This window comes from Ruegeria sp. BC5 (genome assembly GCF_056539205.1).
In genome coordinates this window covers 197,973-210,378 of the sequence record NZ_JBQFUN010000001.1, presented here as the reverse complement: position 1 = coordinate 210,378, position 12,406 = coordinate 197,973, and the positions used below count along the sequence as shown (strand labels likewise).

At 58.8% G+C, this 12,406-nt stretch carries 9 protein-coding genes; 3 read left to right on the top strand and 6 right to left on the bottom strand.

The window, feature by feature from the left end:
• The first annotated feature begins 7 nt into the window (after nucleotides 1–7).
• Nucleotides 8–1,300, top strand: a complete 1,293-nt coding sequence (gene serS, locus ACR0LY_RS01085; RefSeq protein WP_170349112.1) for a serine--tRNA ligase — start codon at nucleotides 8–10, stop codon at nucleotides 1,298–1,300.
• 58 nt (nucleotides 1,301–1,358) lie between these two features.
• Here serS and ACR0LY_RS01080 read toward each other — a convergent pair whose 3' ends face one another.
• From ACR0LY_RS01080 to ACR0LY_RS01060, 5 genes are all read right to left on the bottom strand, one after another.
• Entirely contained in the window at nucleotides 1,359–1,973 is a 615-nt protein-coding gene (locus tag ACR0LY_RS01080; protein ID WP_170349113.1) for a helix-hairpin-helix domain-containing protein, read from the bottom strand.
• Between the two features lie 96 nt (nucleotides 1,974–2,069).
• Nucleotides 2,070–3,056: a fatty acid desaturase gene (locus ACR0LY_RS01075; RefSeq protein WP_170349114.1), complete on the bottom strand. Its 987-nt coding sequence runs from the start codon at nucleotides 3,054–3,056 to the stop codon at nucleotides 2,070–2,072.
• A gap of 165 nt (nucleotides 3,057–3,221) precedes the next feature.
• A complete protein-coding gene (gene der, locus ACR0LY_RS01070) occupies nucleotides 3,222–4,685 on the bottom strand; it encodes a ribosome biogenesis GTPase Der (protein ID WP_170349115.1) in 1,464 nt (487 codons plus the stop codon).
• Nucleotides 4,686–4,733: 48 nt separating this feature from the next.
• Nucleotides 4,734–6,056 (bottom strand): PQQ-like beta-propeller repeat protein, encoded by a 1,323-nt coding sequence (locus ACR0LY_RS01065; protein WP_170349116.1) that lies wholly within the window; start codon nucleotides 6,054–6,056, stop codon nucleotides 4,734–4,736.
• 39 nt (nucleotides 6,057–6,095) lie between these two features.
• Nucleotides 6,096–6,767: a hypothetical protein gene (locus ACR0LY_RS01060; protein WP_170349117.1), complete on the bottom strand. Its 672-nt coding sequence runs from the start codon at nucleotides 6,765–6,767 to the stop codon at nucleotides 6,096–6,098.
• 224 nt (nucleotides 6,768–6,991) lie between these two features.
• Between ACR0LY_RS01060 and ACR0LY_RS01055 the strand changes: the two genes are divergently transcribed.
• Both ACR0LY_RS01055 and ACR0LY_RS01050 read left to right on the top strand, forming a co-directional pair.
• Nucleotides 6,992–8,224: an efflux RND transporter periplasmic adaptor subunit gene (locus ACR0LY_RS01055; protein ID WP_170349118.1), complete on the top strand. Its 1,233-nt coding sequence runs from the start codon at nucleotides 6,992–6,994 to the stop codon at nucleotides 8,222–8,224.
• The gene (locus ACR0LY_RS01050; protein ID WP_170349119.1) at nucleotides 8,221–11,997 is read left to right on the top strand and encodes an efflux RND transporter permease subunit; all 3,777 of its coding nucleotides are present in this window, start codon (nucleotides 8,221–8,223) and stop codon (nucleotides 11,995–11,997) included. Before ACR0LY_RS01055 ends, ACR0LY_RS01050 begins: the two co-directional genes overlap by 4 nt.
• A gap of 46 nt (nucleotides 11,998–12,043) precedes the next feature.
• On the opposite strand, the gene ACR0LY_RS01045 is transcribed toward ACR0LY_RS01050, so the two are convergent.
• Nucleotides 12,044–12,367, bottom strand: a complete 324-nt coding sequence (locus ACR0LY_RS01045; protein ID WP_170349120.1) for a hypothetical protein — start codon at nucleotides 12,365–12,367, stop codon at nucleotides 12,044–12,046.
• Between the last annotated feature and the right edge of the window lie 39 nt (nucleotides 12,368–12,406).

Here is a 12,406-nt window from a genome sequence, read left to right as displayed (position 1 = left end):
CTGAACCATGCACGACATCCGCGCCATTCGCGAAAACCCTGACGCCTTCGACGCCGCCCTTGCGCGCCGTGGGGATGCGCCGGTGTCGTCAGATGTGCTGCGGCTGGACGAAAGCCGCCGGGCCAAGATTCTGGCCGCCGAAACCGCTCAGGCGGAGCAGAACAAGGCCAGCAAGGAGGTCGGTGCCGCCAAAGCGCGCGGGGACGAGGATGAATTCCAGCGTCTGCGCGCATTGGTGTCTGAGAAAAAGACCGAAATCGCCCGCATGCAGAACGAGGCCAAGGATCTGGACGCGCTGCTAACCGACCAACTGGCACGCATCGCCAACCTGCCCGCCGAGGATGTGCCGCAAGGTGTGGATGAGAACGACAATGTCGAGGTGAACCGTTGGGGCACCCCGCGCGAACTCGATTTTGCTCCGAAAGAACACTTCGACATTCCCGCCGTTGCCGCTGCGATGGACTTTGAAACCGCCGCCAAGACCAGCGGCAGCCGTTTTGTAAACCTGTCGAAGGGTGTCGCGCGTATCCACCGTGCGTTGGCCCAATTCATGCTGAACACCCATATCGACAAGAACGGTCTGACCGAGATGCAGACTCCGGTTCTGGTCCGCGATGAGGCGATGTACGGCACTGATAAACTGCCGAAATTCGGCGATGACAGCTATCAGACCACCAATGGCTGGTGGCTGATCCCCACATCCGAAGTGACGCTGACCTATTCAGTGGCCGGTGACATTCTGGACGAAGCCGCCCTGCCCATCCGCATGACCGCCCACACGGCCTGTTTCCGGTCCGAGGCCGGCAGCGCGGGCAAGGACACCGCCGGGATGCTACGCCAGCACCAGTTTGAAAAGGTCGAAATGGTTTCGATCACGCATCCCGACAAGTCGGATGAGGAACAGAAACGCATGCTGCGCTGCGCCGAGGACCTGTTGGAGCAAATGGGCATCCCCTACCGCACCGTCGTTCTGTGTACGGGCGACATGGGTTTTGGCGCGCGCCGCACCTTTGATATCGAGGCTTGGCTGCCCGGGCAGGACACGTACCGTGAGATCAGCTCGGTCTCGACAACCGGTGCTTTCCAAGCCCGCCGCATGAACGCACGTTTCCGCCCCGAAGGTGGCGGTAAGCCGGAATATGTCCACACCCTGAACGGTTCTGGGCTGGCGGTTGGACGCTGCCTGATTGCGGTTCTGGAAAATGGACAGAACGAGGATGGCACCGTGACCCTGCCCGAAGTGCTGGCGCCATACCTGGGCGGCAAACGAACACTGCAGCTGGACGGCACGCTGGCATAAAAAAACCGGCACCCGCATTGCGTAGAGCCGGTCTTGCAGAACGTAAGGCGAAGGAGGATTACTTCTTCGTCTTTTTCTTACCCTTCTTCTTTTTGTCTTTCTTGGGCTGGTCTTTTTTCTTACCGCCCTTCTTGGACTGATCTTTTTTCTTACCGTCCTTTTTGGACTTTTTGTCTTTCTTGGCCTTGGCCTTCACCTTGTCCTTGGCCTTTGAGATCGCGGCTTCCATCTCTTGCAGCTTTTTGGCGGCCTTTTCGGCCTTGGCCTTGGCTTTCGCCTTCTTGCGCGCCTTGGCTTCCGCGGCGGCTTTTTCCTCGGCAGCTTTGCGCGCGGCCTCTTCGGCACGTTTCTCGGCAGCGGCGGCTGCAACGGTTTTCCGGGCGGCAGGCCTGCGCGTCACAGGTTTGCGCGCGGGCGCGCGTCTGGCAGTCTTGGCCGCAGTTGGCTTTTTGGCTGCAGGTTTTGCCGCAGCCGCTTTCGCTGCGGGCTTGGTTGCAATCGCCTCTTTCGCCGCGGCGATCAACAGAGGCGCGCTAGAGGCACCAATTCGGGGAACCTTGACCAGGTCGGCAGGGTTGGCTTTGGCAAGGGCTTCAGCGGTTTTGTACCCATTGGCGATCAGCGCCTGCCCAAGCGCCTTTCCTACACCTTTAACATCGGTCACTGCGGTCATTACTAAGCCTTCCTTTCTCTCCCTACATTTTCAATTGAATGCACGCTGGGCACAGGCGCCTGCTAATCGGCGAGCAGTTTCGGCGACGTCTTTGCGTCAATTGCCGTGAGCCAGAGTGCCGGGTCTATCCTCTTTGGGGAATGGCACGAGACGCTTGGCATCTTCGTCCCAGAGTTTCAAATTCAGCGCCGCCACCGCCTCGGGGAACTTGATCCGACGCGGGGTGAATTCAGGCGGCAGGTTATAGTGGCACGCCCGCAGCCGATAGGATGGAATACGGGCGTTGAAATGGTGGATGTCGTGCAGCGTGATACACGCCACCGCATTGTCGAACCACCAACCAAAATCCAAAGCAGAAGACCCCTGCAAGGCTGCCAATTGCGGATCAAGGTCCGGACGGCGGTCCCAATACGTATCTTCGAAATTATGCTGCAGGTAGACCAGGAACACACCCAGCATCCCCCCCAGCAACGAGAACACCAGCCAGACCAGAATACCGGTCGTGCCCGCGATCAGATAAAGCAGCCCCAGGAAGATCACGATCGACAGATTGTGCAGCAGAACTCCGGTCACACCAAACCGTACCGTGTTTTTGGGCCAGCGGTAGCGAATGAAGTAGGTGAAAAGCGCACCAACCGGAACCAGAATGAACGGGTTGCGGTAAAGCCGGTAGAACAAACGCTTTTTCCAGTCTGCAGCGTTCCATTCCCGCAGGGTCATCGTGTGAATCTCACCCGTTTCGCGGTGTTCCAAATTACCGATCCCCGAATGGTGCAGGTTGTGGTTCTGCTTCATCACTTCGAACGGCGCAAAGGTGAAGGGCGACAAACCGTGCCCGGCCCATTCATTCTGCTCGCGGGTCTCAAACAGGGAATGGTGGCCGCAATCATGTTGCAAAACGTAAAGACGCACAGCTGAAAAGGCGAACACGATCCCAGCAGGGATCATGATGTACCAGCGGTCGACAAAGATAATTGCCAGCGTCAGCGACGCGAAATAAACGGCGAAGGTCCCAAAATAGCTTAGCGCGGCCAGCCGATTGTCCTGTACCGCATATTGTCGCGTATATTCCCGCAAATTCATTCAGCCTGTCCCCACGTTTGGCCCAACTAATATCACCACGAAACTATTTGCGTTTTGCTTGTAATCAAGCAGCGCGCACAAAAAACAGATGCACACAGGCGAATGCTAGCCTGCGGCAGCGGGACTGTCACGCCTTTCAGCCGAAAGTGCTGAAGATTGGCGCAGTTACGCGCGACCTTTGAGATGTTTGGCCAGAGCGCCCGCGTTTTTCTTGCGTCGCCCCTTATAGGGATTTTTGTCACCCTGCCCACGCAATGTCAGGCGGATAGGCGACCCGGGCATATCGAAATCCTCGCGCAGGCCATTCACCAAATAGCGGGTGTAGCTGTCTGGCATCTTGTCGGGATGTGAACACATCACCACAAATCCAGGGGGACGGGTCTTGGCCTGAGTCATATAGCGCAGCTTGATCCGGCGGCCCTGCGGGGCTGGCGGCGGGTGCTGCTCCAGCATGGCCGTCAACCAGCGGTTCAGTGCTGCTGTGGGTACACGACGGTTCCAAACGTCATGCGCACGCAGGATGGCAGCGCGCAGACGTTCCAGCCCCCGACCAGTCTTGGCAGATACGGTGATCAGCGGTGCGCCACGCAATTGCGGCAACAGACGATCAAAGGACTCTTTCAGATCGCGCAGCTTTTCCTGCTTGTTCTCTTCGATATCCCATTTGTTAACTGCGACAACGACGGCGCGGCCTTCGCGCTCGGCCAGATCAGCGATGCGCAGGTCCTGCTGTTCAAACGGAATGGCTGCGTCCAACAACACCACCACGACCTCGGCAAATTTTACGGCGCGCAGACCGTCGGACACCGAAAGCTTTTCCAGCTTTTCCTGCACCTTAGCCTTCTTGCGCATGCCCGCCGTGTCGAAAATCCGCATCGGGGTGCTGTCGCCATCGGGATCGGCCCAGTCAATCCGCAGGCTGATCGCATCGCGGGTGATACCAGCCTCGGGGCCGGTCAACAGGCGATCTTCGCCGATGATCTTATTGATCAGTGTGGACTTTCCGGCATTTGGCCGCCCGACTACCGCAACCTGCAGCGGCTTGGCGGCTGTGATCAGCGGCGCCTCGCCCTCGCCGTCTTCGTCCAGTTCGATATCGGTTTGCGGGGCATCATCCTCGGCCTGCTCAGCCGCGGCATCTGCCAGCGGCATGAGTTGCGCATAAAGGTCTGTCATCCCCTCGCCGTGTTCACCCGACAGGCGCACGGGCTCACCCAGACCCAGATTATACGCCTCAAGCACACCCGCATCCGCCGCGCTTCCTTCGGCCTTGTTGGCGGCAAGGATCACATGTTTCGAGCGTTTGCGCAGGATCTCGGCGAACATCTCGTCCGTTGGGGTTAACCCCACCCGCGCGTCGATCATGAACAGGCAGACATCGGCCATATCCACCGCGCGCTCGGTCAGGCGACGCATCCGCCCCTGTAGGCTGTCATCGGTCGCGTCCTCAAGACCCGCTGTGTCGATTACGGTAAAGCGCAGATCGCCCAGACGCCCTTCGCCCTCGCGCAGGTCGCGCGTCACGCCGGGCTGGTCGTCGACCAGGGCCAAGCGTTTGCCCACAAGGCGGTTGAACAGAGTGGATTTGCCCACATTCGGGCGCCCCACGATGGCGAGGGTCAGCGACATGATACTCAACTTTCAAGACTCAGACGCGCCCTTTAGCGCATCTTGCGATCAACGGAAAGCGTGTAGATCACCTTTGGTCGAAACGACATACAACGTCTGCCCGGCCACTACCGGGGCCGTGGTGGCGCCGCCGGGAACCTCGACGCTGTTGACCAGCGTGCCGTCGACCGGGTTAAAGAATCGCAGGAAACCGTCATTCGACGCGACAACGATGCGCCCACCGGCCAGGATCGGGCCATAGTGCGCAACGATTGGACCACGGCGCTTGGGCTTGTCCTTGACAAAACCGGGCAAATCCTGCGCCCAGATGATCGAACCGTCTGCCCTGTTCAACCGGACCAACTGACTGCGGTCACTGATCAGAAACAGGCTATCACCCGCAGGCCATGCCGTATCCACAGCCCCCTCATCCGCCGTCCAGATTCGTTCGCCCGAGGTGGCGTTAAATGCCACGGTGCGGCCCGAGTGATTACCGATATAAATCGTATCGCCTACTACCATGGGTCCACCGGTCACATCCACGATCTGTGCGGCCGCACGCCCCCGACGCCCGCCCGCGACCGAAGCGTTCCAGCGCCCGATACCACCCTTGCGGAAAGACGCGGAAATATCGCCCGAACCAAAGGCAAAGACGGCAAACTCCTGTGCAATCACAGGGGCCGGAGCCCCCAGAACATTGCCCACGCTTGGCGTACCCTGAACTTGCCACGCGATGCGGCCGTCCTTGGTGTTCACGGCCCAGCCGGTTTCATCACCTGCTACCAGATACAACAAACCATCATTGACCAAAGGTGCGCCGTTTCCTGGGGCATTCAGGCGTTTTTGCCATTTGATCGCCCCAGTTTTCGCATCCAACGCCGTCAGACGCCCAAACCCGGACGACACGTAAAGCACACCATTGGCATAGGCCAATCCGCCGCCGGTCGCGTCCGCGTCGCCATCATTGGCCGGGATAAGATTCTTGCTCCAGGCCACCTGTCCCTGCGGTGTAACCGCGGAAACGGTCGCGCCTGCATCCAGCGTATAAATCAGGCCACCGGCCACAACAGCTTCTGCGGTGATGCGACGCTTGCGCGAATCCCCATCCCCGATCGAGGTCGACCACACACGCTGAGGCGTCGCGCGCAGTGCCGCGTTGCCGGTGCGAAATGCGGGCGTCCCGGCGCTTTGCGACCAATTGGCGTTGGCTTTTTGCGCAGGCAGGCTGATCGGTTTCGAACCCTGGGTTACCAAAGTCACGTTGTCAGAGGTGGGCCGAATGTCTTCACGGGCACCTGGCAGGATGACCTCGGGTTCCTCACATGCGGCAAGAACACTCAGCGATAGGGCCGCAGCCGTCAATCCAATGCGGGAGAAAAGACTTGTCACCATGATACTCCGAACTCGCCTGTCATTCTAATTGCCGCCGGTTCAGCCCTGCTGGGCCACCAGTGGTTCCGGTTCGCCGCCAAGCGCGACAATCAGTTGCGCGGCGCGTTGCTGAAGGTCCACGCCAATCTCGGCGTCCTGCCGCATCGCCTGTAGACGCTCGATTGCTGCGTCCGCATTCCCCTCGGCGACATCAATCAGTGCAAGTTGTTCTTCGGCCAACAAGCGCAGCGGTGCGCCCGGCGCAGACAGCGCTTCGAACTGCTGACGGCGATCCGCCACGGGCAAAGTGTCACTTTGCAGCAGCAGAGCCTTGAATGTAGCAATCGCACGATAAATTTCCGGCAGATCACCCTGAACAGCGATGGCGTTCAGGCTGTCCACAGCCTCTTGCCGCGACCCGGCCTCAACCTGCGACGAAGACAACAACATGTTCAGAACCGCATCACCGCCGGGTGTTACCGCATCAATGCTGGCCAGGCTGCTTGCACGTTCGGCCGAGTCATTCTGCGCAAGCGCGCTGAGAATCTCGTCACCCAGCTTTTCAGCCTGACCGGTGGTACGGGCCTTGCGAACCTCGTTAAACGCGGCCCCGCCAACGATGAGAACCACGGCCAGAACGCCGATCCAGCCCCAACGACGCAGCAGCAGATACAGGCGATCACGGCGAACCTCTTCGGTCACCTCATCAATAAAACTGTCGACGTCGCTCATCCCTGCTCCCTGGGCTGTCACATTTTCTATGGCGCCATGTCATACCCCGGCGACCTTGCCAAGCCAAGGGCCGGAATTCGCACATTTTCGCGGCGTCACGCTGCCCTTGCGAAAAAAAGTGAACCGAACTATTCAGTTTAGTGTAGAAAACGCGCGTGCCTGCCCCCACTTTTAAACATGCACGCCGAAGGACAATCGGCAAAGAATTTTTAGAGAGGCCCCGTATGCGATTGATTTCATTCGTGAATGCGATTCTGGTGATTGCCGCGTTATTCCTTTTGGTCTTTGAACGCGACGCATTGTTTGCATTTGCCGGTCGCGGCGACTCTGAAACAGATACGTCATCCGAAGTAGAATCTGTATCCGATCCCCAGACGGCGCAGAATACAATCGGTGTGGTCGTCTTGCGCTCTTCCGCAAGGGAAATTGACAGCGCCGTGTTGTTGCGCGGCCAGACCAGAGCCAATCGCCAGGTCGAAGTTCTGGCCGAAACAACATCGACCGTGATTTCGGAACCCAAGCGCAAGGGTGCGTTCGTCGAAGCGGGCGACCTGCTGTGCGAGCTTGACCCAGGCACCCGCCCCGCCAGCCTGGCCGAGGCTATGGCCGCCAAACTTGAAGCCGAAAGCCGCATCCCCGAGGCCGAAGCTCGCCTGGAAGAGGCGCATGCCCTGGTTGCTGAGGCGCAAATCAACCTGACGGCCGCACAGAAACTGTCGGAAACCGGGTTTGGGTCGGAAACGCGACGGATTTCCAGCGAAGCCGCGATGCGCTCTGCCGAAGCGGGCGTCAAAACCGCCGAGGCCGGACTGGAGGCCACCCGCGCCGGGATCGAAGCCGCCACTGCCGAGGTCAAAGCCGCCCAGCGCGAGATTGACCGTCAGACCATCGAAGCCCCATTCAAGGGCCTGCTGGAAAGCGATACCGCCGAACTGGGCAGCCTGATGCAGCCCGGATCGCTGTGTGCGACCGTGATTCAATTGAACCCGATCAAGCTGGTGGGGTTCGTGCCCGAAACGGATGTAAACAAGATCATCGTCGGTTCGGAAGCATCGGCGCGCCTGATCACGGGTCTTGAGGTCAAAGGCCGCGTGACTTTTCTGAGCAGGTCGGCGGATGAAACGACCCGCACCTTCGAAGTTGAAATCACCGTTCCAAACCCGGAACTGGCCATTCGCGATGGTCAGACGGCCAATATCCGTATAGCCGCCGACGGGGCAAAGGCCCATCTGCTGCCGCAATCCGCCCTGACCTTGAACAACGAAGGGCAGATCGGTGTGCGCACGGTCGGCGCTGACCAGATCGTGGAATTCATGCCGATTCTGCTATTGCGCGACACCGCAGAAGGCGTCTGGGTTGATGGGCTACCGGAAACCTCTGATGTCATTGTGATCGGCCAGGAATTCGTGACGCAAGGCGTTAAGGTCGAACCAACCTACCAGGAAGCTGCACAATGACAGGATTGGTTGCATGGGCCGCCCACAGGGCCCGTATGGTGTTGGCCTTCATCGCTATCTCGCTGATTGTCGGCGGGTTTGCATATGTCAGCCTGCCTAAAGAGGGTGAACCGGATATCGAAATCCCGGCGCTTTTCGTCTCGGTCCAATTTCCCGGCATTTCCGCCGAGGATTCTGAGAACCTTCTGATCAAGCCGATGGAGACTGAACTGGCAGATCTGGACGGTCTCAAGGAAATGACCGCCACTGCTGCCGAAGGGTATGCCGGTATCGCGCTGGAGTTCGAATTCGGCTGGGATAAGACCGCGATCATGGCGGATGTACGCGACGCGATGAACAGCGCTCAGGCCGATTTCCCTGAAGGGGCTGAGCAGTATTCGCTTTTCGAGATTAACTTTTCAGAATTCCCTATCGTCATCGTCAACCTAACTGGCGCAGTCCCCGAGCGAACAATGGCGCGTATCGCCAAAGACTTGCAGGACGATCTTGAATCGCTGGATTCCGTTCTGGAAGCCGGGATTGCGGGCAACCGAGACGAATTGCTCGAGGTGATTATCGATCCACTCCGGCTGGAGGCTTACAACGTCTCGGCCGACGAATTGATCACAGTTGTCCAAAACAACAACCAGCTGATCGCTGCTGGTGAGGTGGATTCAGCACAAGGCACCTTCTCGGTCAAAATCCCGTCTTCATTCAAAACCGCTGAAGATGTCTACAGCCTACCCGTCAAGGTCAATGGCGACCGCGTGGTGACGATGGGTGAGCTTGCGCAGATCAACTATACTTTCGAAGACCGTGAAGGCACCGCGCGGTTTGACAACCAGTCCACGGTGGCACTTCAGGTGGTCAAACGCAAAGGCTACAACCTGATCGACACAGTGGACGACGTCAAAGCGACTCTTGCAGCAGCGCAAGAGAAATGGCCCGCCGAATTGCAGGCCGCCGTAGATGTTGGCACCTCGAACGACCAAAGCCGCATTGTCGATTCGATGGTGCGTCAGCTTGAAGGTTCGGTCCTAACCGCGATCGCGCTGGTGATGATCGTCGTTCTGGCCTCGCTGGGTACGCGCGCTGCGCTGTTGGTCGGGTTTGCAATCCCAACCTCGTTCCTGCTGAGCTTTGCTTTTCTTGCGGTCATGGGCGTCACCATCTCGAACATGGTGATGTTCGGGCTGATCCTTGCGGTGGGGATGCTGGTCGACGGTGCCATTGTTGTGGTTGAATACGCCGACAAGCGCATCAAAGAAGGCATCGGCCCGATGCACGCCTATGTCGAGGCGGCGCAGCGGATGTTCTGGCCCATCGTGTCCTCGACCGCGACGACACTGTGTGCCTTCCTGCCGATGCTGTTCTGGCCCGGCGTGCCCGGCGAATTCATGAAGATGCTGCCGATCACGTTGATCTTCGTTCTGTCCTCTTCGCTGATCGTGGCGCTGATCTACCTGCCGGTCGTCGGCGGCGTATCCGGACGAATGAGCCGCACGTTCGATCGAACTTCGAATTGGCTGCGCAGTGTGGCCCCGTGGTGGGTTCGCGCAATTATGGTCCCCCCATCGCTGTACATGATCTTCTTGGGCGCGATGCAGATGCTGAATCCTGACTATCTGCTGCCCGGGGGCGTGCTGTCGGGTGCCTTGCTGTTCGTCTTCGGTGGCTTTGCAGGGTCGGTGACCCTGAGCGCCGCCAAAATCGAGCGGCAAAAGGAAGAACGCGTCCACACAGCGCGTGAACACTCTGTGTTCGGCTACTTGGTCAAGTTCCTGGTCGGCAACCCGATCATGCCTGTTGTCTCGCTGATGGTCGTGTTTGCATCTGTATTCTTTGTGGCCTTCATCTGGTACCCCAATGAATCCAAGGGCGTTGAGTTCTTTGTCGAAACCGAACCGGAACAGGCCACCGCCTATGTCCGGGCACGGGGCAACCTGTCATTGCAGGAAAAAGACGCGATGGTGCTGGCCGCCGAAGAGGTGATCGGGGCACACCCAGCCGTAACCAACGTGTTCGCTTTTGCCGGTGAAGGCGGCCTGAACCAGAACAACGGCGGTGCCGAAGCGCCGGCCGATACCGTCGGTCGTGTGCAGTTCGAAATCACTCCGTGGGAGGACCGACCAACGCTGACCGAACCGGCGTTTTTCGGACTGTTCGAACGTGAAATCATCGCCCCGGAATACGACGGTGATTTCGTTCTGGATGAGTTGAATGCAGAACTTGCCAAACTGCCCGGTTTCATCGTGGAAATCCTGCCGCTGGAACAGGGTCCGGCCTCGGCCAAGCCCGTGCATCTGCGTATCAAAGGCGACGGTTGGGAGGAATTGACCACAGCGACCGAAGCCGCGCGGGCTGTGTTTGACGAAACGCCCGGTCTGATCAAGATCGAAGACACCATGCCCCTGCCCGGTATCGACTGGCAGATCGACGTGGACGTCGCCAAGGCCGGACGTTTCGGGGCTGATGTCGCCACGGTTGGCGCAATGGTACAGTTGGTCACCCGTGGCATTCTTCTCGGCGAGATGCGTCCGGACAACACCGATGAAGAAGTCGAGATTCGCGTGCGCCTGCCCGAACAGGACCGAGTTTTGTCCACATTGGATTCGCTCAAGGTCCGCACTCCTGACGGGCTAGTGCCGCTGTCCAACTTTGTCGCCCGCCAACCGGTGGCCAAGCTTGCCGAGATCAACCGGATCGACCAGCAGCGTTACTATGACGTCAAAGCAGATGTCGAGCCGGGCCTGTCCAAGGTGGTAGTCGACGGCCCTGACGGAACCGAACAGAGACTGGCCGTTGTGCGTGCGGTCGAAGAAGGCGCGGACGCCAACGGGACAACCATCACCAGCTCCGATGGCACGGTATTTGAGCTGTTCCAACTAACCGGTGCCGAAACCGTCGAGGACCTGCGCACAGCTATTGCGGAAGAAGGAGCGCGGTTCGCGCTGGTCAACCCGAATGAACGGATCGCTGTGCTGACGGAATGGCTGAACACCAGCCCCTTCTCGAACACGATAGCCTGGGAGTGGACCGGCGATCAGGAGGATCAAGAGGAATCCGGGGCCTTCCTGCAAAGTGCTTTCCTGGGTGCTTTGGGCCTGATGTTCGTGATCCTGCTGGCGCAGTTCAACTCGTTCTACAACTCGGTACTGGTGCTGCTGGCGGTTGTTCTGTCGACCACCGGGGTTCTGATCGGAATGATCGTTATGGGGCAACCGTTCTCGATCATCATGACCGGCACGGGCATCGTGGCGCTGGCAGGGATCGTGGTGAACAACAACATCGTTCTGATCGACACCTATCAGGAATACAGCCGCTACATGCCCCGGATCGAAGCCATCATCCGCACGGCTGAGGCGCGTATCCGTCCGGTTCTGCTGACCACATTGACCACGATGGCTGGTCTGACACCCATGATGTTCGGCCTGTCGCTGGACTTCATCAATGGTGGTTATTCGATCAACAGCCCCACCGCGTTGTGGTGGAAGCAGCTGGCCACGGCGGTGGTCTTCGGATTGGGCATTGCGACGGTTCTGACGCTGATCGTGACGCCTTCACTGTTGGCGTTGCGCGTTTGGGTTTCGACCTACACGATATGGCTGGGCCGGGCACTGGCGCGCGCGACATCCGGTCGATCCAGCCAATTGGCGCAGGATATGGCGATTGGCAAAGCCGTCCGTCAGGCACAAGCGACCGAGGTGGTCTGGGGCGACGAAACGCCCCCTGCGTCCAAAGATGCCCAGGCGCCCGAACATCCGCCGGGATCACCCCTGAAAGCGGCAGAATAAAAGAATGGCGAACCCAACGGTTCGCCATTATTCGTTTCAGACAGGCTTAGTCAGTAAAGACGTATTCACCCAGATCGCACAGGTCTACGCCGTAATCTTCGGCGCTAGAACCATCGGAAAACGCGCCGCGAATATCATAGACGCAGGTGGTCAGACCGTCAGCAATCAACACGTCTGCTTCGTATCCCGGCGCGATGTAATCGCCTTGCAGCAAGTTTGCTTCCCATTCATTGGACGCACTTGCCGAGGCATTGAATTCGACCAGATCGACGCTGCTTTCATTACCCAGCAAAAATACCAGATCCTCGGCGGAGGCGGTCGACGCGAACAGCGACGCCAGAACGATCGGCGCAGCAAAGAACTTCTTCATTAGTGTTTCCCTGATTTATTGCCCAACACCACTCGGTTG